Below are 23379 nucleotides of genomic sequence, written 5' to 3' on the forward strand. Positions count from 1 at the left end.
ACTGGCGGACCATGGCGACATGGCCCGCCGTAACTACATTCACGGAACCACTCCATCATGTCTGACGAGAACAACCAGCCGTTCTTCAATATCCAGCGCGTCTATCTGAAGGACATGTCGCTCGAGCAGCCGAACTCGCCGGGCATCTTCCTCGAGCAGGAAATGCCGTCGGTCGAAGTCGAAGTCGACGTGAAGGCCGAACGCCTCGCGGACAGCGTGTTCGAGATCATCGTCACGGGCACGGTCACGGCGAAGGTGTCGGACAAGGTCGCGTTCCTGATCGAAGCGAAGCAGGCCGGTATTTTCGATATCCGCAATATCCCGGCGGAACAGATCGATCCGCTCGTCGGCATCGCCTGCCCGACCATCCTGTTCCCGTACCTGCGCTCGAACATCGCCGACGCGATCACGCGTGCCGGCTTTCCGCCGATCCATCTCGCCGAAATCAACTTCCAGGCGCTCTACGAGCAGCGCCTCTCGCAGTTGTCGTCGGACGGCGCGCAAAGCACCGCGACCCACTGACGTGAACGCACGGTGCCGGGTATGAAGGTTGCCGTTCTCGGCGCCGGTGCATGGGGCACCGCACTCGCCGGTCATCTGGCCGCGCGCCACGACGCGGTACTGTGGGCGCGCGACGGCGCGCTCGCTGCCGAACTCGCCGCGTCCCGTCAAAACGCCCGCTATCTGCCGGGCGTCGGGCTGCCGCCCGCATTGCGCTACGAAACCGATCTGGCCGCCGCGCTCGCACACGGTGCCGCGGACGACGCGCTGTGCGTCGTCGCGACTCCGGTCGCGGGACTGCGCGGGCTGTTGCGGGCGATGCGCGACGCGTCGACCGTACCCGCGCATATCGTCTGGCTGTGCAAGGGCTTCGATGCGGACACGCAGTGTCTGCCGCATCAGGTCGTCGCGGAGGAACTCGGCGGACATCGCAGCAACGGTGTGCTGTCCGGCCCTAGCTTCGCGCGTGAAGTCGCGCAGGGGTTGCCGGTCGCGTTGACTGTCGCGAGCACGTCGGCGACGTGCCGCGAACGGGCCGTCGCCGCGTTCCACCACGGCGCGATGCGCATCTATACAGGCGACGACGTCGTCGGCGTCGAAGTCGGCGGCGCGGTCAAGAACGTGCTGGCGATCGCGACCGGCATTGCCGACGGCCTGGGCCTCGGCCTGAACGCGCGCGCGGCGCTGATCACGCGCGGCCTCGCCGAAATGTCGCGCCTCGGCGCGACGCTCGGCGGGCGGACCGAAACCTTCACCGGCCTCACCGGCCTCGGCGATCTGATCCTCACCGCGACGGGCGACCTGTCGCGTAACCGCACGGTCGGCGTGCAGCTTGCCGCCGGCCGCAGGCTCTACGACATTCTCGGCACGCTCGGCCACGTCGCCGAAGGTGTGCGCTGCGCGCAGGCGGTTCTCTCGATTGCGCGCACGCACGGTATCGATATGCCGATCACACAGGCGGTCTGCGCGGTGCTGTTCGAAGGCGTTGCACCGCGCGATGCGGTGAGCGCGCTGCTGCGGCGCGACTCGAAAGCGGAATAGCGGCCGACGTTGGTCGTTCGGCTCGCCCTGCGCGTCGAACGCACCTTCCTCGCCGTTGGCCGCGTTTCGCGCGATCTTCTCGTGCTTCGACGACGCGATGTTCGCGCGCTACGAAGCGGAACTCATGCGTTGTCAGTCGCCGCCGTCGAAGCCGGCCTGACGCCACGCCTCGAACACCACGATCGCCACCGTATTCGACAGGTTCAGACTGCGGTTGCCCGGCCGCATCGGCAGCCGCACGCGCTGGTCGGGCGCGAAGCGGTCGAGCACCGCTTCGGGTAGTCCGCGCGTTTCCGCGCCGAATACGAACCAGTCGCCGGGCTGGAATGCATGCGCATGAAAGCGCCCCGAGCCGCGCGTCGTGAATGCGAACATGCGCGTGGGGTCCGGCGCTTCGGCGGTAACGAACGCGGACCAGTCCGCATGCACGTGCATCTGCGCGTACTCGTGATAGTCGAGGCCCGCGCGACGCATCTTGGCGTCGTCGAGCGGGAAGCCGAGCGGCTCGATCAGATGCAGTCGCGCACCGGTGTTCGCGCACAGGCGGATCACGTTGCCCGTGTTCGGCGGAATTTCGGGTTCGACGAGGACGACGTTGAACATGATGGAATCGGATAGAAAACGTTGAACCGGGTTGAGCTAGTCTTTAGGCGTGCGCAGCGCGACGAAGCCGGTCACACGTCGCGCGCCCGCCGCTTTTAGCGTGCGCGCGAGCGCATCGAGCGTCGCGCCGCTCGTCATCACATCGTCGACGATACCGACGTGCAGGCCGCGCACCGGTTTCGCGACCGCGAACGCCGCACCCACGTTATGACTTCGCGCCGCGCGATCCAGCCGCGATTGCGGCGCGGTGTCGAGCGTGCGCACGAGCAGTGTTGGATCGGCAGGCACGCGCAGCGCGCGGGCAAACGGCCGCGCGATTTCCCACGCCTGGTTGTAGCCGCGCTCGACGAGCCGGCGCCGCGCGAGTGGTACCGGTGCGACGACGTCGAGTCGTGGCGATCTGTCCGGCGCGTCGTGGGCTAGCTGTGCGAGACGCCGCGCGAACTCTTTCGCAAGCGCCAGCCGCGCGCGGAATTTCAGCCCGAGCGCGAGCGCATCGAGCGGCGGCCGGTAGTCGGCGAGCGCGAAGGTTGCATCGAATGGCGGCGGCTGCGCGATGCATTCGGCACAGCGATAGCCGCTGGTCGCCGCGCGCCGGAAACCGCCGAGCGGCATCGCGCAGACGCGACAGCGCAGGCGGTGCTCGTTCCAGTACGCGGCATCGCAGCCGGCGCACAGCGTGTGCTGCGACAAATTGCCGCATAACGCGCACGTCTGCGGCAGTAACGCTTGAGCGATGACCGGCAGCGCCGTGTCGAACCGACGTTTTGCATCGGCGAGACGAATCGTGAGACAGATTGTCAGCGACGAACGGAGTGACGACAAAGCCGGCAATGACATGACTGGACCGCCCGCGAAGGCGTCCCACGCTGAACGGATAGGAGCGAACGAGTATACTTCGCACACTTCGCCCGTACGACTCCCATGTCCCCAGCTCCCGCAAAATCTAGCCGTCCGGCCTACGATTCCCGGCGCCTGCGGCGGATTTTCGACCGCCGCGCCGCGACCTTCGACGACGTGTCGTTCCTTCCTCGCGAAATCGCGCAGCGCATGCGCGAGCGTCTCGACTACATCAAGGTGAACCCGACCAGCGTGCTCGATGCGGGCTGCGGCGCAGGCGACGATCTGCCGTCGCTGCGTGAGCGTTTTCCCGAGGCGCCGGTGTTCGGCACCGACCTGTCGCACGCGATGCTGACCCGCGCGCTGCGTCACGATGCGGGCGACACCAGCTGGCGCCGCTTCCTGCCCGCGTCGATCGGCAAGGCGCTCGGCACCCGCGGTCCGCGTTTTGCGCAGTCGGACTTCTCCGCGCTGCCGTTCGCCGCAGGCGCATTCGAATTCGTCTGGTCCAATCTCGCGCTGCACTGGCATTCCCGTCCCGACCTCGTGTTTCCCGAATGGCAGCGCGTGCTCAAGGTGAACGGACTGCTGATGTTCAGCACGCTCGGTCCCGACACGCTGAAGGAACTGCGCGGCGCGTATGCGCAGGTCGACGCGGCGCACGGCATCGGCTCGCATGCGCATGTGATCGATTTCGTCGACATGCACGACCTCGGCGACATGCTCGTCGAGAGCGGCTTTGAGATTCCGGTGATGGACCAGGAGACGCTCACGATCACGTACCGGTCGCCCGAATCGCTGCTCGCGGACGTGCGCCGCTGGGGCGCCTATCCGTTCGAGCGCGATGCCGCACCGCAGGCCGCACGCCGGCTTCATCGCGCGCTGCTCGCCGCGCTCGATGCGCGCCGGCAGCCCGACGGCACGATCGCGCTGACCTTCGAAGTGATCTACGGCCATGCATGGAAAGCGGTGCCGCGCACGACCGCGGAAGGGCACGGCATCGTGCGTCTCGAGGACATCGGACGAGGTCCGACGAGGAATCCGTGACGCGGTAAAGAGGGCATCCGTTATGTCTGGAATTCGCAGCGAAGAAGCCCTGGCGAGGCTGCGTCAGAACGGCGCAGAGGCTTGTCGCGCCTGGCTTGCGGGCCGATAGACGCTTGCTTGTGGATGCCATTGAACCCGCCTATAATGCGTCAGTTTGTCGCTCGGGGTCCCACATCCGCAGCGACGGGCCCGAAGCGCCGAAGGGCGGTACACCGCGCGACGAGCGGTGCGTCGCGACCATCGGCGCCGTTCGCGGGAGGCAGCGATGGAAGCAACTGATCTGCTGACGGAGTCTGAGCCGGTCCTGAGAGACTGGGTCATGAAGCGCAACTGTTCGGTGTCGCCACGGCAGTTCGTGTGTTTCTATATGTCGCTTGCTGCGTTCTCGCTGTTGATTGCACTGCTGCTGGTTTTACGTGGCGCCTGGCTGGTGCTGCCATTTACCGGTATCGATTTGCTGGTGGTCGGTGTCGCGTTTGCCATCTACGCGCGCCATGCTGTCGATTACGAACGCATCCGGCTGTTTCCCAACCGGCTCGTCGTCGAACAGGTCAGTGCCGAGCGGGTCACGCAGTTCGAATTCAATCCGCGCTGGGTGCGGGTCGAGCCGGGCGCGACACCACGCGACCGGATCAGGCTGGTGTCGCGAGGAGAAGCGATCACGATCGGGCTGCACCTTGCGCAGTACCGGCGCGCGCAGTTCGCCGCCGAACTGCGCATGTGGCTCGGGCGGTGCTGAGGCGGCAAGTCGTGCGGCGAGCCGTGTGTCGTAGCGAGGAGGCGCGGCACAACAACCTTCCTGCGGGGTCGAGGGTTTGAATGGAAATTTTGGGTAAGGAAGCTATGAAAACAATCAAGCGAGCCCTCCTGTCGGGCGTGCTGGCGTGCAGCGGGTTGCTCTTCGCCGGTGTGGCCCTGGCGGTCGGCGACAGTCCTGGCGGTCCCCGCGTCAACGAGATCAATCTCCAGGCGCCCGCTTCGAAGATCGCCGAGGAGCTCTACGGCCTCCATACATTCATGCTGATCCTCTGCACGGTGATCTTCGTCGCTGTGTTCGGCGTGATGTTCTATTCGGTCTTTGCGCATCGCAAGTCGAAGGGTCACAAGGCCGCCAATTTCCACGAAAGCACCACCGTCGAAATCATCTGGACGATCGTTCCGTTCGTCATCGTCGTGCTGATGGCGCTGCCCGCCACCAAGACCGTCGTCGCGATGAAGGACACGAGCAACGCCGATCTCACGGTCAAGGTCACCGGCTATCAATGGAAGTGGGGCTACGACTACGTGAAGGGTCCGGGCGAGGGCATCAGCTTCCTGTCCACGCTCAGCACGCCGCGCGCCGAGATCGATGGCACGATGCCGAAGACCGACACCTATCTGCAGGAAGTCGATCACCCGCTCGTCGTGCCGGTCAACAAGAAGATCCGCATCATCACCACCGCGAACGACGTCGTTCACTCGTGGTACGTGCCTGCGTTCGGCGTGAAGCAGGATGCGATTCCGGGCTTCGTGCGCGACACATGGTTCAAGGCCGACAAGACCGGCACGTTCCGCGGCTTCTGTACCGAACTGTGCGGCAAGGAACACGCGTTCATGCCGGTCGTCGTCGAAGTGCTGTCCGACGCCGACTACGCGAAGTGGGTCGACGACCAGAAAAAGCTGATGGCCGCTGCTGCTGACGATCCGAACAAGACTTACACGCTTGCCGAGTTGATGGAGCGCGGCGCCAAGGTCTACACGGCGAACTGCGCGGTCTGCCACCAGCCGAACGGCAAGGGCGCGGGCGCATTCCCGGCGCTCGACGGCAGCAAGATCGCCAACGGTCCGATCGCGCAACACGTGAGCATCGTGCTGCACGGCAAGGGCGCGATGCCGGTGTGGGGGAACACGCTCAACGACGTCGAGATTGCCTCGGTGATCACGTACGAACGCAACTCGTGGGGCAATCAGACCGGCGACGTGCTGCAGCCGAAGCAGGTGGCCGATGCACGCAACGGCAAGCTGCCGGAAGGCGGCGACCATCTCGCGAGCAGTTCGGCCGCGGCGAGCGACGCGGCTGCGGCAAGCGGCGCGGATGCGTCGGCTTCGGGCGCGGCGGCATCGAGCGGCGCAGCGGCGGCATCGGATAGCGCATCGGCTCCGCAAGCCGCGCTGCCGGCGACGATCTACTTCGAAACCGGCAAGAGCACGCTGCCCGGCGACGCGCAGGCCGCGATCGACGCAGCCTCGGCTTACGCGAAGGCGCATCCGGACGCGAAGTTCGCGCTGTCCGGTTTCACCGACACGACCGGTTCGGCCAGCGTCAACGCCGAACTCGCGAAGCGTCGCGCGCAGGCCGTGCGCGACGCACTGAAGGCGGCGGGCATCGCCGAAGACCACATCGTCTTGAAGAAGCCGGAAACCATCACGGGCGGCAGCGATGCGAAAGAAGCCCGCCGTGTCGAGATCAGTCCGGCTGCATGATGCGTTTGCAGACAGCCGCAGCAGTATTCGTTTTAGGAGATTGTCATGTCTAGCATCGGACACGATGTAGCCGCGGACCACGAGCACGACGACCACGCGCACGGCGAGCATGCGCACGAGTTGCCGTACGGCTGGCGTCGCTGGCTGTTCGCGACCAACCATAAGGACATCGGGACGCTGTACCTGTTGTTCTCGTTCATCATGTTCCTGTCCGGGGGCGTGATGGCGCTGATGATCCGCTCCGAGCTGTTCGAGCCTGGTCTGCAGATCATGCGGCCTGAGTTCTTCAACCAGCTCACCACGATGCACGGGCTGATCATGGTGTTCGGCGCGATCATGCCGGCGTTCGTCGGTTTCGCGAACTGGATGATCCCGCTGCAGATCGGCGCGTCGGACATGGCCTTCGCGCGGATGAACAACTTCAGCTTCTGGCTGCTGCCGGTTGCCGCGGTGCTGCTGGTCGGCTCGTTCTTCGCACCGGGCGGCGCGACCGCCGCGGGCTGGACGCTGTATGCGCCGCTGTCGACGCAGATGGGCCCGGGCATGGACTTCGCGATCTTCGCGATCCACATCATGGGCGCGTCGTCGATCATGGGCGGTATCAACATCGTCGTGACGATCCTGAACATGCGCGCGCCCGGCCTCACGCTGATGAAGATGCCGATGTTCGTGTGGACGTGGCTGATCACCGCGTACCTGCTGATCGCCGTGATGCCGGTTCTGGCCGGCGCGATCACGATGGTGCTGTTCGACCGTCACTTCGGCACGTCGTTCTTCAACGCGGCCGGCGGCGGCGACCCGGTGATGTACCAGCATATCTTCTGGTTCTTCGGGCACCCCGAGGTCTACATCATGATCTTGCCGGCGTTCGGGATCGTGTCGCAGGTGATCCCGGCGTTCTCGCGCAAGCCGCTGTTCGGCTATAGCTCGATGGTGTACGCGACGGCGTCGATCGCGATCCTGTCGTTCATGGTCTGGGCGCATCACATGTTCGCGACCGGCATGCCGGTCACGGGTCAGCTGTTCTTCATGTACGCGACGATGCTGATCGCCGTGCCGACGGGTGTGAAGGTGTTCAACTGGGTCGCGACGATGTGGCGCGGTTCGCTCACGTTCGAAACGCCGATGCTGTTCGCGGTCGGCTTCCTGTTCGTGTTCACGTTCGGTGGCCTGACGGGTCTGATGCTCGCGATGGCACCGCTCGACATGCAGTATCACGGTACCTACTTCGTGGTTGCCCACTTCCACTACGTGCTGGTGGCGGGTTCGCTATTCGGTCTGTTCTCCGGCTGGTATTACTGGTCGCCGAAGTGGACCGGCTGGATGTACAACGAGACGCGCGGCAAGATCCACTTCTGGGCGTCGATGATCTTCTTCAACCTCGCGTTCCTGCCGATGCACTTTGTCGGCCTCGCCGGCATGCCGCGTCGTTACGCGGACTACCCCGCGCAGTTCACCGACTGGAACCAGGTGATCACGATCGGCGCATTCGGTTTCGGCCTCGCGCAGGTGTACTTCCTGTTTGCAGTCGCGTTGCCGGCGTATCGCGGCGGCGGCGACCTCGAGAAGGCATCGGACAAGCCGTGGGATGGTGCGGAAGGTCTCGAGTGGACCGTGCCGAGCCCGGCTCCGTTTCATACGTTCGAAAACCCGCCGACGGTCGAATAAGCTTGCTGCGCAGTGCGTTCCGGTTCGGCATGAGCCGGCCCGGAACGCCGCGCGACAGTGAGCAATGAGCACAATGAGCAACGAGCCGCGGTCCATGAGTGAAGCAATGACGAAGCAGCCAGGCAGTCCAGCATGACCGGGAATCCACAAGAAAGACGTACCCCCGAGCAGATCCGCGCGGGCAACAAGCGGCTTGGTTTGATCCTCTTTGGCATTGCCGCCGTTTTTTTTGTGGGTATCTTCATCAAGCAGTGTTTTTTCGCGTGACGTGTGCACGCGGGCACGGCCCGATGATCCACTGATGTTGAGTTGAGGAAGTCGATGTCGACGCAGCCGCCGGCCGGGCCGGATCGTTCTTTTAACCGCTCGATGCGGGTGAAGCTCGTCGTTGTCGTGGGGCTGATGTTCGGATTCGGGTTCGCGCTGGTGCCGATGTATCGCGCGATCTGCCAGATCACCGGCATCAACAACCTCGTGCAGCGCGACGCGACCGCGCGCGAGGCGAAGAACACGCAGGTCGACACGAGCCGCACGATCTCGATCGAATTCGATGCGAACGCGCGCGGCCCGCTTGGTTTCAGGCCGGAGCAGCTCAGTCTCGACGTGCACCCCGGCGCGGTGACGACGGTGATGTACGAGGTCTCGAACCAGCAGGCGCGCGCGATTCAGGCGCAGGCGATTCCGAGCTACGCGCCGAAGCAGGCGACCGAGTACTTCAAGAAGATCGAATGTTTTTGCTTTACGCAGCAGACGCTCGCTGCGAACGAGACGAAGCGGATGCCGGTGGTGTTCGTCGTCGATCCGAAGTTGCCGAAGGACGTGAAAACGATCACGCTGTCGTACACGTTCTTCGAACTGAATACGCCGGCGCCGGCCGTGCGCGGCACTGCGGGCGAGAGTCCGTCCTGAACCGCTGCAAAGCGAGGCGACGAAGATGGGAGACAACAGCAACGGGGGCGGCAGCGGCAGGAGCAGCTTCGGCCGCTCGATGAAAGCCGTGATGTGGTCGTTTCTCGGCGTGCGCAAGCGTCGCGACCTCGAAGCGGACGCCGCGCAGCTGAACCCGCTGCACGTGGTGATCGCGGCGCTGATCGGTGCGGCGATTTTCATCGCGGTGCTGATCCTGGTCGTGCGGGCCGTGGTGGGATGAAGTGCGGCATGAAGGAACAAGCGGGCCGGCACGGTGCGGCCCGGGCATCAGAAGAGAGTGAACGGCGCGCTACCGACGCGCCGAAGAAGATACAGCCGGAGCTTCCGGAACAACTGGACTGAAGTGGAGAATCAAGCATGAGCGGTCAAAACGAGAGCCCGTACTATTTCGTACCGCACCCGTCGCGGCATCCGATCAGCGCAGCCCTGGGGCTGCTGGTCATTCTCGGTTCGCTGGCGGGGTGGGTGAACGGTGAAACGTGGGCGCCGTTCACCGCGCTTGCCGGTCTGCTGTGGTTGCTGTTCGTGCTGTATCACTGGTTCGGCGACGCGATCTCCGAATCCGAAGGCGGGATGTACGGCAAGAAGGTCGATGCGTCGTATCGCTGGAGCATGAGCTGGTTCATCTTCTCCGAAGTGATGTTCTTCGGCGCGTTCTTCGGCGCGCTGTTCTACGCGCGTCAGATCGCGCTCCACGAACTCGGTAGCCTCGACTACAAGCTGATCTGGCCGGACTTCTCGGCGGTGTGGCCGAACAACGGGCCGGCGGCGCTCGTGTCGACCTTCAAGTCGATGCAGCCGTGGCCGGTGCCGACGATCAATACGGCGTTGCTGCTGTCGTCGGGGGCGACGCTGACGGTGTCGCACCACGCGTTGCGCGAAAATCATCGCAACAAGGCGATCGCCTGGCTTGCCGCGACGGTCCTGCTCGGCATGAGCTTCCTGTTCCTGCAGGGCTTCGAATATTTCCACGCGTACAACGAACTGAACCTGACGCTCGCATCGGGTGTGTACGGTTCGACGTTCTTCCTGCTCACGGGCTTCCACGGCTTCCACGTGTTCCTCGGCGGCACGATGCTCACGGTGGTACTGGTGCGGCTGATCCGTGGACACTTCACCGCCGAGCACCACTTCGCGTTCGAAGGCGCAGCCTGGTACTGGCACTTTGTGGACGTGGTGTGGCTGGGGCTGTACGTCGTCGTCTACTGGCTGTAAGAACCGTTGGTCCGTGCGTGGCGAGGCGCCGCGCACGGCACAAGCTACAGAGTGACCTGCGCCGCCCTCGATTGAGTCCGGGCGGCGTTTTGTTTTGCGGCACCGCATGCGGTCGCGACAGGCACGCTACGCCCGAGGGGGCGTGACACGCTGTCGCAGCAACGCATCCGCGATGCGGCGTAGAGTCGCGTAGCGTGCGACGAAGCCCCGGCCTTGCGGCCTAGCGTCCGTACGGAATGCCGGTGGACTGGATCCAGCCCATCCAGTGCGCGAACAGGATGAACAGGAACAGCGAGATCGACAGTCCCACGCGCGTTGCGAGCGACCAGACCATCCGCTTCGTGCGGCCCCGGTCGTGCATCATGAAGTAGAGCGCCGATGCCATGCTGGCAATGATCAGGACAAAGGCGATGGGAACGAGTATGTGCATGAAACCCATTTTGAATCGGAAGCGTGGAAGCGATGCGGTCATTATCGCACCGCACATTCCGCGCTGTGTACGATGAAGATCCGCTGGCTTCCCGCGTTGCTGATTCTGGTCGTGGTCGCGTTGACGGTGCGGCTCGGCTTCTGGCAGCGCGACCGCGCGCATCAGAAGGAAGCGCTGCAGGCGCACATCGTGCAATTCGAGCATGCGACGCCGGTTCCGGTAGGGTCGCAACGTATCGAGTTGAAGGACATCGAATTCCGTCGCGTGCGCGCACTCGGGCAATTCATGCCGGACTTCGCGGTCTATCTCGACAATCGCCCGTATAACGATCAGGCGGGCTTCTATGTCGTGATGCCCTTTAAACTCGCGAGCGGCGGCTACGTGCTCGTCAATCGCGGCTGGTTGCCGCGCAACGCGAACGACCGCGCGACGATCGAACCGTTCGATACGCCGAAGGGCGACGTCGAGATCGAAGGTATCGCGCGCGCCGATGCGAGCAAGGCGTTCGAACTCGGTCAGGGCGGGTCGGCCGTGCATCAGAAGATCCGCCAGAATCTGGACGTGACCGCGTTCGCGACGGAAACCGGTCTGCCGCTGCAGCCGTTCGTGATCCAGCAGATCAGCGACGACGGCGACCGGCTGGTGCGCGAGTGGCCCGCGCCGACCACTGGCGTCGAGCGCAACTACGGCTACATGGTGCAGTGGTGGGGCATGGCGATTGCAGCCGTCGCGTTCGGGCTGTACGCGGCGCGGCGCGCGGCGAAGAAAGAGCAGCGGGTGTCGGGTGTTTGATGTGCCACACGCGGTGCCACACGCGGCGCGGCAGCGCACGCATCGTTTATTTTTGAAAGAGGTCAGCAGTGTCGATACGAACTTCCCGTGCGCCGCAGTCCGGCGAACCGGCCGGCAGCGGCACCCGTCAACCGGGCAACGGCAGCAGCAAGGGCTCATGGCAGCGCGGCCGCTGGATGATGCTGCTGCTCGCGCTCATCTGCGCGGCGCCGGTGGTCGGGTCGTACGTGACCTACTACATCATCAAGCCGGCCGGCGGCACGACTAGCTACGGCACGCTGATCGATCCGCAGCGTCCGATCCCGGACTCGCTCGTCGTCACCGGCGAGGACGGCAAGCCGCTGAAGCTCGCATCGCTGCACGGCCGCTGGCTGATGATCGCGGTGGACAGCAGCGCATGCGATAAAGCCTGCGCGACGAAGCTCTATTTCATGCGCCAGATCCGCGTCGCGCAGGGCGGCGAGCGCGAACGCGTGGTCAGCGTGTGGCTGCGCACCGATGCGAACCCGGTGCCCGACGTGATCCAGAAAGCGTATCCCGACACCGGGATGCTGGTGGCCGACCCGGCGGCGATTGCCGCATGGCTGCCGGTCGACGCGGGCACAAAACTGACCGACCACATCTATGTGGTCGATCCGAACGGCAACCTGATGATGCGTTTCCCGAAAGATCCGAACCCGAGCAAGATCAAGGTCGACGTAACGAAGCTGCTGAAGTGGTCGAGCATCGGTTGATGCGGGCACATACAGGGTTCGACGCGCGGCGCGACGGGTGCGGCGCGTTGCGAGAAGGGTAAAGAGATGTTCGTACTGCAACTGGGCCTGATCGGCGTGTGCATCGCGCTGCTGCCGCTGTCCTACGTGTGGGTCAAGGCCGACGACGACAAGTTTCGCAAGCTCGTGTGGGTCACGACGTTCCTCACGCTCGACCTCGTGATGTTCGGCGGCTTCACGCGGCTGACGGATTCGGGGCTCGGCTGCCCGGACTGGCCCGGCTGCTACGGTACGTCGTCGCCGTTCATCGCGCACGCGGCGATCACCGCCGCACACGCAGCGCTGCCGACCGGTCCCGTCAGCATGAGCAAGGCATGGATCGAGATGATCCACCGCTACTTCGCGATGGCGATCGGCGTGCTGATCGTCGCGCAGACGCTGATCGCGTGGAGCGCTCGATTGCGGCGCAGGCCGCTGCACGTATCGCCGTGGTGGCCGACGTCGCTGCTGCTGCTGATTCTCGTGCAGGGCGCATTCGGTGCATGGACCGTGACGATGAAGCTGCAACCGGTAATCGTCACGACCCATCTGCTGCTCGGGCTCGCGCTGCTCGGCGCGCTCGGCTGGCTTGCCGCGCGGTTGACACCATTGCCCGCCCACGATCCCGACAGTGCCCGCTGGCGCACGGCCGCGCTCGCGGGACTCGCGCTGCTAGTCGTACAGATTGCACTCGGCGGGTGGGTCAGTACGAACTACGCGGTGCTCGCCTGTACCGACTTCCCGACCTGCAACGGCCAGTGGATACCGCCGATGGATTTCGCGCACGGCTTCCATCTGTGGCGCGCGCTCGGCATGACCGGCGACGGCGACGCGATTACCCAGGACGCGCTGGTCGCGATCCACTGGACGCACCGCACGTTCGCGTTCGTCGTGATCGCGTACCTCGTGTGGTTCGCGGCGAAGATGCGCCGTTTCGAGTCGCTACGACGGCCCGCGAACGGCGTGCTGCTGGTGGTCGCGGTGCAGTTCGCAACCGGCCTGTCGAATATCGTGCTTCAATGGCCGCTGCCGGTCGCGGTAGCGCACAACGGCGGCGCCGCGATCCTGTTGCTGCTACTCGTTATGCTAAACTTTCGAATCGCTTATAGCCGTCCCGGCCGCGCCGTGTTGCCCGCGCGCGATGCCGCGCCAGCGTGACCCACATGGACAGCACAACACTCTCCCAATCACCCGGAAGCCGGATCTCCCAGTACATCGCGCTGACCAAGCCGCGTGTCACGCAGCTTGCGGTGTTCTGTGCGGTGATCGGCATGTTCCTGTCGACGCCCGGCATGGTGCCGTGGACGGTTCTGGTCGGCGGCACCGTGGGCATCTGGCTGCTGGCCGGCGCCGCGTTCGCGATCAACTGCCTCGTCGAACAGAAGATCGACGCGAAAATGCGCCGCACCGCCTGGCGTCCTTCGGCGCGCGGCGAGATCACCACCCGACAAATTCTGCTGTTCTCCACGGTGCTCGGTGCGCTCGGCATGTGGACGCTCTACACGTTCGCGAACCCGTTGACGATGTGGCTCACCATCGCGACCTTCGTCGGCTATGCGGTCATCTATACGCTGCTGCTCAAGCCGGCCACGCCGCAGAACATCGTGATCGGCGGCGCGTCGGGTGCGATGCCGCCGGCGCTCGGCTGGGCTGCGGTGACCGGTCACGTACCGGGCGATGCGTGGATTCTCGTGCTGATCATCTTCGTGTGGACGCCGCCGCATTTCTGGGCGCTCGCGCTCTATCGCCGCAAGGACTACGAGAACGCCGGCCTGCCGATGCTGCCGAACACGCACGGCGAGCAGTACACGCGGCTGCACATCTTCCTGTACACGGTGGTCCTGTTCGCCGTTTCGCTGATGCCGTTCATCTCCGGGATGAGCGGGATTTTCTATCTCACGTCGGCGGTGCTGCTCGGCGCGGTGTTCCTCGCGTATGCGTGGAAGATCTACCGCGAGTATTCGGACGCGCTCGCGCGCAGCACCTTCCGCTATTCGATCGTCTATCTGTCGCTGCTCTTCATGGCGCTGCTAATCGATCACTATGCGCGCGTCGTGATCGGCGCGTAACACCATGCTCACATCCTGGTTTGCGCGGGCCTCGCGCGTCGCTCTGGTCGCGTGCGCGCTCGGCGGCGTAGCGCTTGTGTCCGGCTGCGGCAAGCAACCCCCCGCGTTCGAGAATCTCGACATCACCGGCAACACGCAGTTCGGCAGCGACTTCTCGCTACCGGACACCGATGGCAAGGTCCGCACGCTCGCTGACTACAAGGGCAAGGCCGTCGTGCTGTTCTTCGGCTACACGCATTGTCCGGATGTCTGCCCGACGACGATGGCCGAGCTGTCGCAGGCGCTGCAGCAACTCGGGCCTGATGCCGCGAAGCGGGTGCAGGTGCTATTCGTCACCGTCGATCCGCAGCGCGACACGCCCTCGTTGCTCGGACAGTACGTGGCGGCGTTCAATCCGTCGTTCGTTGGACTGCATCCCACCGATGCGCAACTCGTCAAGATAACGAAGGACTTCCGCGTGTACTACGCGAAGGTGCCGGGCAAGACACCCGATAGCTACACGATGGACCACACAGCCGCGAGCTACGTGTTCGATCCGTCGGGCAAGCTGCGGTTGTTCGCGCGTGACGGCCAGGGCGCTGGCCCGTGGGTGCACGATCTGAAGTTGCTGCTCGACTGAGCGTTGTCCTTGCAAGCGCACGGCGTTCGGTCCGTGCGCGCTTCCCTTCCCGTTTCTATACCCGCTCCGGCAGGTTGAGCCCCGCTGCGAGCCGCGTCGCCTTGAAGTCGGTGATGTCGTAACGCGCGAGCTGCTGCTGCGCGAACGGATCGGTGGCGAGAATCTCGTCGAGCTCATCGCGCTCGATCCCCATGGCGATGATGACGCCGCCGCCGCGTGGCACCTTCGGCCCCGCCATGATGAACACGCCCGTTTCGAAATGCTGCGTGAGAAACGCGCGATGTGCTTCGAGCGCGTCGTCGACGCGCTCGAGCGGAGCCGTGTAGGTGATCGAAATGACGTACATGGTGTGGGCCTCGTGATGAAAGAGCGGAGCGTGCGCGCTCACGGTTCAACATTATCGGTCAGCGGGCGCCGCGCCGGGGGCTCCGCTCGATAAGCTTCACCGGCCCGGGGGCATACCGATATGAGATCGCGATATTTCACTTCGCAGCAGGCCTGTGCGACTATCGGCGCCCGAGCTGACGGCACTGCAACGTATCGCAAGCATGCCGCCGGCGTCTCACCCGAATCCGACACTGAGCGGAAAAGCGAGAAAGAAATGCAGCGCAGACATATCCTGAAAGCCCTCTCGGCAGTCGCGGCGACCGCCGCATTCGTCACCAGCGTCGGCGTGCATGCCGAAGACAAACCGATCAAGGTCGGCACGATCAGCGGCCCTGACGCGCAGATCTGGGCCGTCGTCCAGAAGGTTGCGAAGCGCGAAGGCCTCGACGTGAAGGTCATCGAGTTCAACGACTACGTGCAGCCGAACGCCGCGCTCGATGCCGGCGACCTCGATGCGAACAGCTTCCAGCATCAGCCCTACCTCGACAGCCAGGTGAAGCAGCGCGGCTACAAGATCGTCAACGCAGGACTCACGTACATCTCGCCGCTCGGCATCTACTCGAAGAAGCTGAAGTCGCTGAAGGACCTGCCGCAGGGCGCGAAGGTCGCGGTGCCGAACGATCCGTCGAACGAGAACCGCGCGCTGCTGTTGCTGCAGGCGCAGGGCGTGATCAAACTGAAGGCCGGTGCGGGCACGAGCGGCGGCAGCGCGACGCCGCTCGACATCGCCGGCAATCCGAAAAAGCTAAAGCTCGTCGAACTCGACGCGGCGCAGCTGCCGCGCTCGCTGTCGGACGTCGACGCCGCCGCGATCAACACCAACTACGCGCTGGCTGCCGGTCTGCAGCCGACCAAAGATGCGATCGCGCTCGAAGACGTGCATAGCCCGTACGCGAACCTGATCGCGGTGCGCGCGCAGGACAGGGACAAGCCGTGGGTGAAGAAGCTGGTGGCGGCGTATCAGTCGGAAGACGTGCGCGCGTTCATCAAGACGCAGTTCAAGGGCTCAGTCGTGCCGTCGTTCTGATGCTGCCTTGATGTTGCCCTGATGTCGTTCCGGTAAGCGGCGCTCTGCCGCACCGGTCGCGATGCGAAGCGCCGCGGGAGACCGCGGCGCTTTTTCTTGTGCACGACACGTGTTGCGTCACCGACGCACCACAAGCTACAGATCGCGCTCCCAATGCTCGAGCCGCAGATCGCGGCCGAAGCGCCACTCCGATGTGTTCGCCGCGCACACGAAGCCCGCGCGCCTGCATAGCCGCCCCGCGTCGTGCAGAAACGGCGTGGTCCAGAGCGTGAGCTTCGTGTACCCGGCGCGCGTCGCGAAGCGCACGCATTCGTCGAGCAGCTGCATGCCGACGCCGAAGTGCCGCGCTTCCGGTTCGACGTACAACAGCCGCACGCGCGCGACCGTCGTCGACACGCATACCACCATCGCCGACCCGACGATCGTCCCGGCCTGTTCGGCGACCCAGCCGGTCTCCCGCAGCGGGTCGCGATGCCGCAGAAAATCGGCGACCACGCGCGCGAGCATTCCTTCGAAGCTCGGATCCCAGTCGTATTCGGTGGCGAACCACTGCGCCTGGCGATGCACGAGCCAGCCGTATTCGCCGGCCTCCGGCGAGCGCAGCGACACGGTGCCGTGCCGCTGCTGCGGATCGAGCAACCATTCGATGCGCTGCATCGCTTCGATCAACCAGTCTTGCGAATCGGGCGGAATCTGCGCGAGCACGGCCGCGACTTCCGCGCGCGCCGCCTCGTCGAGCGGTTGCCAGATCGTCATGCCCGCATCGGTCAGCGATAGCAGCGACTGCCGTGCGTCGCTCTCCGACGGGCGGCGCGTGAGCAGGTTGCGGCGTTCGAAACTGGTGAGGAGGCGGCTCAGATAGCCGGTGTCGAGCCCGAGATTGCGGGCGAGCGCCGCTGCGGTCTGCGCGTGTCCGTGTGCCAGTTCGTGCAGCACGCGCGCTTCGGTCAGCGAGAAAACGCTTTTCTGCAGGTATTCGTGCAGCGCGCCGATGTGCTGGGTATAGAAACGGTTGAAGTGGCGGACGGCCTCGGCGCGCCGCTGCGCTTCGGAATCGTTCAAAACGCGTGCCCCCGGGAATCTTGCGGATCAAGGCAGCACTATATGGCATTGCATCCCATAATTGAAACGGGCCAGACGGCCGCGCCGGACAAGCGCTGGTACTAGAGAGGTCTCGTAACTGGTGCTAACAGCGGCCAGCTGGTGAGGACCAGTCACCCGGAGTGGTCTTCTTCATTGACCCGAATACGGGTAAATCCTGGGCTGCTCAGAGCCCACGGGGTGGCGCTTCATTGGCCTTCAATGCCTTGTCGGCAAAGGCTTTCAGCCGTTTCTCATGGGTAGATACCAGTTTGTTTACTGGTATTATGTTGGTTATATAATGGGCTCACATCGATGGGCCCACGCCATCGCTTTTTTCTCGGCCACGCTCTTCTGAACGGATTCGCCGGAGCCCCATGGAAACACGCTGGTCTGCGCTGATGCCCGACGCGCGCAACATCACGCCGCTCTACCTGCAACTCGCACGCAATCTGGCGACCGCGATCCATTGCGGTGTCTGGTCGGCGGGCGAGGCGCTGCCGTCGGAGCGCACGCTGTCCGATGCGATCGGCGTGTCGCGCATCACCGCGCGCAAGGCGATCGCGCTGCTCGTCGAGCAGGGGTTGATCCGGCGTGCACGCGGCGCGGGCAGCTTCATTACGCCGCGCGTCGAGGATCCGCTGTCGCGTCTGACGGGCTTCACGAAGAAGATGGAACAGCGCGGCTTTCGCCCCGATTCGATCTGGCTCGAGCGCGACATCCGCACGGCGAATCGCGACGAGGTCGTGCATCTAGGGCTGTCGCCGGGCGCGGCGGTCGCGAGCCTGCGACGGCTGCGTCGCGCGGACGGCATCGTGATGGCGGTCGAGCATTCCACCTTGCCGATATCGATCGTGCCGGACCCGCAGGCGGTCGGCACCTCGCTGTACGGTTTTCTGGAGCAGCGGGGCTGCGCGGTGGTACGCGCATTGCAGCACTTCCGTGCGGTCAACGCGACGAGCGAGATCGCCTCGTTGATGGACATGGAGCCGCGCACTGCGCTGCTGGTGATCACGCGCATCGGCTTCAGCGTCGATCAACGCGCGATCGAACTGACGGACACCTACTGCCGCGACGACTACTACGACTTCGTCGCCGAACTGCGCCGCTAGCCTGGCTAGCCACGCGGAATTTTTCGTCCGGCGCGGAACAGGGCGCCATACGAACAGTCATGCATTGCATCACGCATCATCAGAGAGACTCATGCTGACCGGAAACATACTGACGCCCGAAGGCTGGATCCACGGCACGCTCGAATTCGAGAACGGCCGCATCACGTCGCTCACGGGCACTGCCACGGATCCCGCGAACAACGACGCGCCGTACATCCTGCCTGGCTTCATCGATCTGCACGTGCACGGCGGCGGCGGGTCGGACGTGATGGAAGCGGGCAGCGCGATCGAAACGATCACGCGCACGCATGCACGCTACGGCACGACGAGCCTGCTCGCGACGACGATGACCGCGCCACGCGACGAGTTGATGAAGGTCGTCGCCGGTCTCGGCGACGTGACGCGCAACCGCACCGCGAACGGCGCGCGCGTGCTCGGCGTGCATCTCGAAGGGCCGTACATCAATCCCGGCAAGCTCGGCGCGCAGCCGGACGCGGCGGTGTCGGCGGTACTCGACGAAGTATTGAAGTACCTGTCGATCGCGCCGATCCGCGTCGTCACGCTCGCGCCGGAAATCGCCGGCCACATCGAGATCATTTCGGAGATGGCGGCGCGCGGCGTGCGCGTGCAGCTCGGTCATTCGCTCGCCACCTACGACGATGCGGTCGCCGCGTTGAAGCACGGCGCGTGCGGCTTCACCCACCTGTTCAACGCGATGTCGCCGCTGCATCACCGCAATCCGGGGCTTGTCGGCGCGGCGCTCGCGCACGCCGAATACGCGGAAATCATTCCCGATCTGCTGCACGTCCATCCGGGCGCGATCCGTGCGGCGATGCGGGCGATTCCGCGCCTCTACGTGGTCACCGACAGTACGTCGGCGACCGGCATGCCGGACGGCGAATACCGGCTCGGCAGCCAGCACGTCACGAAGTGCCTCGGCGGCGTGCGTCTCGCCGACGGCACGCTCGCAGGCAGCACGCTGACGATGGATCAGGCGCTGCGCAACCTCGTCTCGCTCGGCCTGCCGATGGCCGACGTGTCCAACCGCCTGTCGCGCTATGCCGCCGACTACCTCGGTCTCGAAGACCGCGGCCGTCTCGCGCGTGGTGCGTGGGCCGACGTCGTCGTGTTCGATCGCGAACTGGCGCTGACCGCGACTTACGTCGAAGGAGAATCGATTGTCGAATATGCTTAAAGAGGCGCTGGCGTCCGCCGATACGGTCGCCGCGCAACTTGCCGATCCGTCGCGCGTGCAGGCGCTCGCAACGCGCCTCGCCGAAGCACCACGCGATGTTGCATTGACCGTCGCGCGCGGCAGCTCCGATCATGCGGCGAGCTACTTCGCGAGCCTGACGATGAGCCGGCTCGGCGTGCCGGTTGCGTCGCTGCCGATGTCGGTCGCGACGCTGCAGCAGGCGCCGCTGCGCGTGCGCGGCCAGCTTGCGCTGGCTTTCTCGCAGTCGGGCAAGAGCCCTGATCTGGTCGGCACGATGGTCGCGCTGCGCGATGCGGGCGCGTTGACTGTCGCCGCGGTGAACGCGCCGGATTCGCCGCTCGCTGACGCGTGCGAGTGGCACCTGCCGCTCGCGGCCGGCCCCGAACTGAGCGTCGCCGCGACCAAGAGCTACATCGCGATGCTGTCGATGTCCGCGCAGCTCGTCGCGCACTGGCAGCGCGACGACGCGTTGCTCGGTGCGCTCGATACGCTGCCCGACGCGCTGCGTCGCGCGGGCACGCTCGACTGGTCCGCCGCGGTCGACGCACTGCGCGGCATCGAGCGGATGATCGTGATCGGCCGTGGCCTCGGCCTCGCGATCGCACAGGAAGCCGCGCTGAAGCTGAAGGAAACCTCGGGCATTCAGGCCGAAGCGTTTTCTAGTGCGGAAGTACGGCACGGTCCGATGGAGCTGATCGATCGCGACTACCCGCTGCTCGTGTTCGCGCCGCGCGGACCCGAACAGCAGGGCCTCGTGCAGCTCGCGCACGACATGAAAGCGCGTGGCGCACGCGTGCTGCTCGCAGCACCGGACGACGTCGCCGATGCGGCCGACATCGTGCTGCCGGTCGTGCAGACCGCGCATGCGGCGCTCGATCCGATCGCCGCGATCCTGTCCTTCTACGTGATGGCTGCGGCGCTCGCCGCCGCTCGCGGACGCAATCCCGATGCGCCGCGCCATCTGAACAAAGTCACTGAAACTCACTGATCGAGATAGCGGATGCGACGTGCCGAGGAGTCCCTTTTGACGAGCCCTGCTCAAGGCCACATTGTTCTGCTCGCGCCGCTGACCGGTCCGGTCGTGCCGCTCGAGAAAGTCCCCGATCCGGTGTTTTCGGGCGGTATGTTCGGCGATGGCATCGGCATCGATCCGCTCGCCGGCAAGCTGGTCGCGCCGTGCGACGCCGTCGTGACGCATCTCGCGCGCACGGGTCATGCGGTCACGCTGCGCACCGACGAAGGCGCCGAAATCCTGCTGCACATCGGTATCGATACGGTCGAGCTGAACGGCAAGGGCTTCGCGCCGATGGTCGAACAGGGCGCAAAAGTGCGGACTGGCGACGTGCTGATCGAGTTCGACCAGGACCAGATTGCGTGTGCGGCACCGAGCCTCGTGTCGGTGATCGCGATCGCCAATTCGGATGCGTTCGAGGTCGTCGAGCGCGCGAACGGCGGCATGGTCGTCGCGGGTGAAACGCCGCTGCTCGTGTTGCGCGCACGCGAAGGCGCCGCCGCGCAGGCATCGCGTGAAGCGAGCGTGATCGTCGACGAAGCGCGTCGTCACGTGACGCTCACGCATGCGGGCGGTTTGCATGCACGGCCCGCGGCGCGTGCGCGCGAAGCAGCGCGCGGCCTCGATGCGCGCGTCGAGGTGCGTTACGACGGCCGCAAGGCGCCGCTCGAAAGCGTCGTCGGGCTGCTCGGCCTAGGTGCTGGCGAAGGCGCGACCATCGAGATTCTCGGTGTCGGCGCGCAGGCGCAGGCCGCGGTCGATGCGGTTGCGCAGGAACTGCTGCGCGATGCGCACGGTGAGGTCGAAGAGACCCCGGCACGGCTGCGCTCGCCGGCGCCTGTATCGCATGCTGTGTCTGCGCTCGCCCCGAACATGCTCGCCGGCGTGTGCGCGGCGCCCGGCGTCGCGGTCGGCAAGCTGGTGCGCTGGGACGACGCGGACATCGATCCGCCGGAGCAGGCGAGCGGTACGTCCGCCGCTGAAAGCCGGCTGCTCGACAAGGCGCTCGCTGTCGTCGATGCGGAGTTGAACACGACGGTGCGCGACGCGTCGCAACGCGGCGCGGTGGGTGAAGCGGGCATCTTCGCCGTGCATCGCGTGCTGCTCGAAGATCCGACGCTGATCGACGCCGCGCGCGATCTGATCAGCCTCAGCAAGAGCGCGGGCTTCGCATGGCGCGAAGCGATCCGCGCACAGATCGCGGTGCTTGCGAAGCTCGACGATGCGCTGCTCGCCGAACGTGCCGCCGATTTGCGGGATATCGAAAAACGTGTACTGCGCGCGCTCGGCTACGCGAACGCGGCGACGCGTACGCTGCCCGAAGAAGCCGTGCTCGCGGCCGAGGAATTCACGCCGTCGGATCTGTCGTCGCTCGATCGCACACGCGTGACCGCGCTCGTGATGGCGCGCGGCGGTGCCACGTCGCACGCGGCGATCATCGCGCGGCAGATCGGCATTCCGGCGCTCGTCGCGGTCGGCGATGCGCTGCACGCGATTCCGGAAGGCACCGAGGTCGTCGTCGATGCATCCGCGGGCCGGCTCGAACATGCGCCCACGGCGCTCGACGTCGAACGTGCGCGGCTTGAGCGCACGCGTCTGGCCGGCGTACGCGAAGCGGACCGCCGCACGTCGCAGGTTGCCGCATCGACTCGCGATGGCCGGGCGATCGAAGTCGCCGCGAACATCGCGACGCTCGACGATGCGAAGGTCGCCGTCGACAACGGCGCCGACGCGGTCGGCCTGCTGCGTACTGAGCTGCTGTTCATCCATCGTCAGACGGCACCGACCGTCGACGAGCATCGCGCGAGCTATCAGACGATCGTCGACGCGCTCCAGGGACGCACGGCGATCATCCGAACGCTCGACGTCGGCGCGGACAAGGAAGTCGATTACCTGACGCTGCCGCCCGAGCCGAATCCCGCGCTCGGTCTGCGCGGCATCCGGCTCGCGCAGGTGCGCCCCGATCTGCTCGACGACCAGTTGCGCGGTCTACTCGCGGTGCAGCCGTTCGGCGCGGTGCGCATTCTGTTGCCGATGGTCACCGATGCGGGTGAACTCGTGCGGCTGCGCAAACGCATCGACGAACTTGCACACGCAGCGGGCCGTACCGAGCCGATCGAAGTCGGCGTGATGGTCGAGGTGCCGTCGGCTGCGCTGCTCGCCGACCAGCTCGCGCAACATGCGGACTTCCTGTCGATCGGCACCAACGATCTCACGCAATACACGCTCGCGATGGACCGTTGCCAGGCCGATCTCGCCGCGCAGGCGGATGGGCTGCATCCGGCGGTGCTGCGGCTCGTCGATGCGACGGTGCGCGGCGCGCAGAAGCACAACAAGTGGGTCGGCGTATGCGGTGCGCTCGCGGGCGATCCGCTCGCGGTGCCGCTGCTCGTCGGCCTCGGCGTCACGGAGCTGTCGGTGGATCCGGTCTCGGTGCCGGGCATCAAGGCGCGCGTGCGCAACCTCGACTACCCGCTGTGCCGTCAACGCGCGCAGGACGTGCTCGCGCTCGATTCGGCGCAGGCGGTGAGAGCGGCCAGCCGCGAAATCTGGCCGGTGGAGTAAGTACCACAAC

The 23379-nt window shown here is 65.4% G+C and carries 25 protein-coding genes; 20 read left to right on the forward strand and 5 right to left on the reverse strand.

Annotated features, from left to right (window positions below; translation table 11 throughout):
* Positions 1 to 57 precede the first annotated feature (57 nt).
* Together secB and ACREXZ_RS17140 are read left to right on the forward strand one after the other, a co-directional pair.
* Positions 58 to 522 (forward strand): protein-export chaperone SecB, encoded by a 465-nt coding sequence (gene secB, locus ACREXZ_RS17135; protein ID WP_431765291.1) that lies wholly within the window; start codon positions 58 to 60, stop codon positions 520 to 522.
* Between the two features lie 21 nt (positions 523 to 543).
* Positions 544 to 1542, forward strand: coding sequence for an NAD(P)H-dependent glycerol-3-phosphate dehydrogenase (locus tag ACREXZ_RS17140; protein WP_431765292.1), 999 nt, complete (start codon positions 544 to 546; stop codon positions 1540 to 1542).
* Between the two features lie 132 nt (positions 1543 to 1674).
* Here ACREXZ_RS17140 and trmL read toward each other — a convergent pair whose 3' ends face one another.
* Both trmL and ACREXZ_RS17150 read right to left on the reverse strand, forming a co-directional pair.
* Positions 1675 to 2145 carry a tRNA (uridine(34)/cytosine(34)/5-carboxymethylaminomethyluridine(34)-2'-O)-methyltransferase TrmL gene (gene trmL / locus ACREXZ_RS17145; protein ID WP_431765293.1) on the reverse strand — a complete coding sequence of 157 codons (471 nt, stop codon included), beginning with the start codon at positions 2143 to 2145 and terminating at the stop codon, positions 1675 to 1677.
* Positions 2146 to 2181: 36 nt separating this feature from the next.
* Positions 2182 to 2985: a ComF family protein gene (locus tag ACREXZ_RS17150; RefSeq protein WP_431765294.1), complete on the reverse strand. Its 804-nt coding sequence runs from the start codon at positions 2983 to 2985 to the stop codon at positions 2182 to 2184.
* 84 nt (positions 2986 to 3069) lie between these two features.
* Between ACREXZ_RS17150 and ACREXZ_RS17155 the strand changes: the two genes are divergently transcribed.
* From ACREXZ_RS17155 to ACREXZ_RS17190, 8 genes are all read left to right on the forward strand, one after another.
* On the forward strand, positions 3070 to 4032 hold the full coding sequence (locus ACREXZ_RS17155; protein ID WP_431765295.1) for a methyltransferase domain-containing protein: 963 nt from the start codon (positions 3070 to 3072) through the stop codon (positions 4030 to 4032).
* A gap of 265 nt (positions 4033 to 4297) precedes the next feature.
* On the forward strand, positions 4298 to 4771 hold the full coding sequence (locus ACREXZ_RS17160) for a DUF2244 domain-containing protein (protein WP_431765296.1): 474 nt from the start codon (positions 4298 to 4300) through the stop codon (positions 4769 to 4771).
* Between the two features lie 80 nt (positions 4772 to 4851).
* On the forward strand, positions 4852 to 6495 hold the full coding sequence (gene coxB / locus ACREXZ_RS17165) for a cytochrome c oxidase subunit II (protein WP_431765297.1): 1644 nt from the start codon (positions 4852 to 4854) through the stop codon (positions 6493 to 6495).
* Positions 6496 to 6540: 45 nt separating this feature from the next.
* Positions 6541 to 8163, forward strand: coding sequence for a cytochrome c oxidase subunit I (ctaD, locus tag ACREXZ_RS17170; RefSeq protein ID WP_431765298.1), 1623 nt, complete (start codon positions 6541 to 6543; stop codon positions 8161 to 8163).
* Positions 8164 to 8295: 132 nt separating this feature from the next.
* Positions 8296 to 8430 carry a cytochrome oxidase small assembly protein gene (locus ACREXZ_RS17175; RefSeq protein WP_431765299.1) on the forward strand — a complete coding sequence of 45 codons (135 nt, stop codon included), beginning with the start codon at positions 8296 to 8298 and terminating at the stop codon, positions 8428 to 8430.
* Between the two features lie 54 nt (positions 8431 to 8484).
* On the forward strand, positions 8485 to 9072 hold the full coding sequence (locus tag ACREXZ_RS17180) for a cytochrome c oxidase assembly protein (protein WP_431765300.1): 588 nt from the start codon (positions 8485 to 8487) through the stop codon (positions 9070 to 9072).
* Between the two features lie 25 nt (positions 9073 to 9097).
* Entirely contained in the window at positions 9098 to 9313 is a 216-nt protein-coding gene (locus ACREXZ_RS17185; RefSeq protein WP_431765301.1) for a DUF2970 domain-containing protein, read from the forward strand.
* A 137-nt stretch (positions 9314 to 9450) separates the two neighbouring features.
* Positions 9451 to 10308 carry a cytochrome c oxidase subunit 3 gene (locus tag ACREXZ_RS17190; protein ID WP_431765302.1) on the forward strand — a complete coding sequence of 286 codons (858 nt, stop codon included), beginning with the start codon at positions 9451 to 9453 and terminating at the stop codon, positions 10306 to 10308.
* Between the two features lie 220 nt (positions 10309 to 10528).
* Here ACREXZ_RS17190 and ACREXZ_RS17195 read toward each other — a convergent pair whose 3' ends face one another.
* Positions 10529 to 10738 (reverse strand): twin transmembrane helix small protein, encoded by a 210-nt coding sequence (locus ACREXZ_RS17195; RefSeq protein ID WP_431765303.1) that lies wholly within the window; start codon positions 10736 to 10738, stop codon positions 10529 to 10531.
* A gap of 72 nt (positions 10739 to 10810) precedes the next feature.
* On the opposite strand from ACREXZ_RS17195, the gene ACREXZ_RS17200 reads away from it, so the two are divergent.
* From ACREXZ_RS17200 to ACREXZ_RS17220, 5 genes are all read left to right on the forward strand, one after another.
* A complete protein-coding gene (locus tag ACREXZ_RS17200) occupies positions 10811 to 11530 on the forward strand; it encodes an SURF1 family protein (RefSeq protein ID WP_431765304.1) in 720 nt (239 codons plus the stop codon).
* Positions 11531 to 11598: 68 nt separating this feature from the next.
* The gene (locus tag ACREXZ_RS17205; RefSeq protein WP_431765305.1) at positions 11599 to 12264 is read left to right on the forward strand and encodes an SCO family protein; all 666 of its coding nucleotides are present in this window, start codon (positions 11599 to 11601) and stop codon (positions 12262 to 12264) included.
* Between the two features lie 66 nt (positions 12265 to 12330).
* Positions 12331 to 13440: a COX15/CtaA family protein gene (locus tag ACREXZ_RS17210; protein WP_431765306.1), complete on the forward strand. Its 1110-nt coding sequence runs from the start codon at positions 12331 to 12333 to the stop codon at positions 13438 to 13440.
* Positions 13441 to 13445: 5 nt separating this feature from the next.
* Complete coding sequence (cyoE, locus tag ACREXZ_RS17215) at positions 13446 to 14351, forward strand: heme o synthase (RefSeq protein ID WP_431765307.1); 906 nt, start codon at positions 13446 to 13448, stop codon at positions 14349 to 14351.
* Between the two features lie 4 nt (positions 14352 to 14355).
* Positions 14356 to 14970, forward strand: coding sequence for an SCO family protein (locus ACREXZ_RS17220; protein WP_431765308.1), 615 nt, complete (start codon positions 14356 to 14358; stop codon positions 14968 to 14970).
* Between the two features lie 55 nt (positions 14971 to 15025).
* Here the strand turns inward: ACREXZ_RS17220 and ACREXZ_RS17225 are convergent, their stop codons facing one another.
* Positions 15026 to 15316: a YciI family protein gene (locus tag ACREXZ_RS17225; protein ID WP_431765309.1), complete on the reverse strand. Its 291-nt coding sequence runs from the start codon at positions 15314 to 15316 to the stop codon at positions 15026 to 15028.
* A 255-nt stretch (positions 15317 to 15571) separates the two neighbouring features.
* Between ACREXZ_RS17225 and ACREXZ_RS17230 the strand changes: the two genes are divergently transcribed.
* Positions 15572 to 16384, forward strand: coding sequence for a MetQ/NlpA family ABC transporter substrate-binding protein (locus tag ACREXZ_RS17230; RefSeq protein WP_431765310.1), 813 nt, complete (start codon positions 15572 to 15574; stop codon positions 16382 to 16384).
* A gap of 135 nt (positions 16385 to 16519) precedes the next feature.
* On the opposite strand, the gene ACREXZ_RS17235 is transcribed toward ACREXZ_RS17230, so the two are convergent.
* Complete coding sequence (locus ACREXZ_RS17235) at positions 16520 to 17446, reverse strand: bifunctional helix-turn-helix transcriptional regulator/GNAT family N-acetyltransferase (RefSeq protein ID WP_431765311.1); 927 nt, start codon at positions 17444 to 17446, stop codon at positions 16520 to 16522.
* Positions 17447 to 17841: 395 nt separating this feature from the next.
* Between ACREXZ_RS17235 and ACREXZ_RS17240 the strand changes: the two genes are divergently transcribed.
* The 4 genes from ACREXZ_RS17240 (at position 17842) to ptsP (ending at position 23369) form a co-directional block, all read left to right on the forward strand.
* The gene (locus tag ACREXZ_RS17240) at positions 17842 to 18576 is read left to right on the forward strand and encodes a GntR family transcriptional regulator (RefSeq protein ID WP_431765312.1); all 735 of its coding nucleotides are present in this window, start codon (positions 17842 to 17844) and stop codon (positions 18574 to 18576) included.
* Positions 18577 to 18667: 91 nt separating this feature from the next.
* On the forward strand, positions 18668 to 19771 hold the full coding sequence (gene nagA, locus ACREXZ_RS17245) for an N-acetylglucosamine-6-phosphate deacetylase (protein WP_431765313.1): 1104 nt from the start codon (positions 18668 to 18670) through the stop codon (positions 19769 to 19771).
* Positions 19764 to 20780: an SIS domain-containing protein gene (locus tag ACREXZ_RS17250; protein ID WP_431765406.1), complete on the forward strand. Its 1017-nt coding sequence runs from the start codon at positions 19764 to 19766 to the stop codon at positions 20778 to 20780. The genes nagA and ACREXZ_RS17250 overlap by 8 nt, the downstream gene beginning before the upstream one ends.
* 12 nt (positions 20781 to 20792) lie before the next feature.
* On the forward strand, positions 20793 to 23369 hold the full coding sequence (gene ptsP / locus ACREXZ_RS17255) for a phosphoenolpyruvate--protein phosphotransferase (protein ID WP_431765314.1): 2577 nt from the start codon (positions 20793 to 20795) through the stop codon (positions 23367 to 23369).
* Positions 23370 to 23379 lie beyond the last annotated feature (10 nt).

It is taken from the genome of Paraburkholderia sp. (genome assembly GCF_050742655.1).
Lineage (GTDB): Bacteria > Pseudomonadota > Gammaproteobacteria > Burkholderiales > Burkholderiaceae > Paraburkholderia.

Coding starts and splice junctions, on each gene's coding strand:
- secB (WP_431765291.1), top strand. CDS start 58: ATGTCTGACGAGAACAACCAGCCGTTCTTCAATATCCAGCGCGTCTAT.
- ACREXZ_RS17140 (WP_431765292.1), top strand. CDS start 544: ATGAAGGTTGCCGTTCTCGGCGCCGGTGCATGGGGCACCGCACTCGCC.
- trmL (WP_431765293.1), bottom strand. CDS start 2,145: ATGTTCAACGTCGTCCTCGTCGAACCCGAAATTCCGCCGAACACGGGC.
- ACREXZ_RS17150 (WP_431765294.1), bottom strand. CDS start 2,985: ATGTCATTGCCGGCTTTGTCGTCACTCCGTTCGTCGCTGACAATCTGT.
- ACREXZ_RS17155 (WP_431765295.1), top strand. CDS start 3,070: ATGTCCCCAGCTCCCGCAAAATCTAGCCGTCCGGCCTACGATTCCCGG.
- ACREXZ_RS17160 (WP_431765296.1), top strand. CDS start 4,298: ATGGAAGCAACTGATCTGCTGACGGAGTCTGAGCCGGTCCTGAGAGAC.
- coxB (WP_431765297.1), top strand. CDS start 4,852: ATGGAAATTTTGGGTAAGGAAGCTATGAAAACAATCAAGCGAGCCCTC.
- ctaD (WP_431765298.1), top strand. CDS start 6,541: ATGTCTAGCATCGGACACGATGTAGCCGCGGACCACGAGCACGACGAC.
- ACREXZ_RS17175 (WP_431765299.1), top strand. CDS start 8,296: ATGACCGGGAATCCACAAGAAAGACGTACCCCCGAGCAGATCCGCGCG.
- ACREXZ_RS17180 (WP_431765300.1), top strand. CDS start 8,485: ATGTCGACGCAGCCGCCGGCCGGGCCGGATCGTTCTTTTAACCGCTCG.
- ACREXZ_RS17185 (WP_431765301.1), top strand. CDS start 9,098: ATGGGAGACAACAGCAACGGGGGCGGCAGCGGCAGGAGCAGCTTCGGC.
- ACREXZ_RS17190 (WP_431765302.1), top strand. CDS start 9,451: ATGAGCGGTCAAAACGAGAGCCCGTACTATTTCGTACCGCACCCGTCG.
- ACREXZ_RS17195 (WP_431765303.1), bottom strand. CDS start 10,738: ATGCACATACTCGTTCCCATCGCCTTTGTCCTGATCATTGCCAGCATG.
- ACREXZ_RS17200 (WP_431765304.1), top strand. CDS start 10,811: ATGAAGATCCGCTGGCTTCCCGCGTTGCTGATTCTGGTCGTGGTCGCG.
- ACREXZ_RS17210 (WP_431765306.1), top strand. CDS start 12,331: ATGTTCGTACTGCAACTGGGCCTGATCGGCGTGTGCATCGCGCTGCTG.
- cyoE (WP_431765307.1), top strand. CDS start 13,446: ATGGACAGCACAACACTCTCCCAATCACCCGGAAGCCGGATCTCCCAG.
- ACREXZ_RS17220 (WP_431765308.1), top strand. CDS start 14,356: ATGCTCACATCCTGGTTTGCGCGGGCCTCGCGCGTCGCTCTGGTCGCG.
- ACREXZ_RS17225 (WP_431765309.1), bottom strand. CDS start 15,316: ATGTACGTCATTTCGATCACCTACACGGCTCCGCTCGAGCGCGTCGAC.
- ACREXZ_RS17230 (WP_431765310.1), top strand. CDS start 15,572: ATGCAGCGCAGACATATCCTGAAAGCCCTCTCGGCAGTCGCGGCGACC.
- ACREXZ_RS17240 (WP_431765312.1), top strand. CDS start 17,842: ATGGAAACACGCTGGTCTGCGCTGATGCCCGACGCGCGCAACATCACG.
- nagA (WP_431765313.1), top strand. CDS start 18,668: ATGCTGACCGGAAACATACTGACGCCCGAAGGCTGGATCCACGGCACG.
- ACREXZ_RS17250 (WP_431765406.1), top strand. CDS start 19,764: ATGCTTAAAGAGGCGCTGGCGTCCGCCGATACGGTCGCCGCGCAACTT.
- ptsP (WP_431765314.1), top strand. CDS start 20,793: ATGCGACGTGCCGAGGAGTCCCTTTTGACGAGCCCTGCTCAAGGCCAC.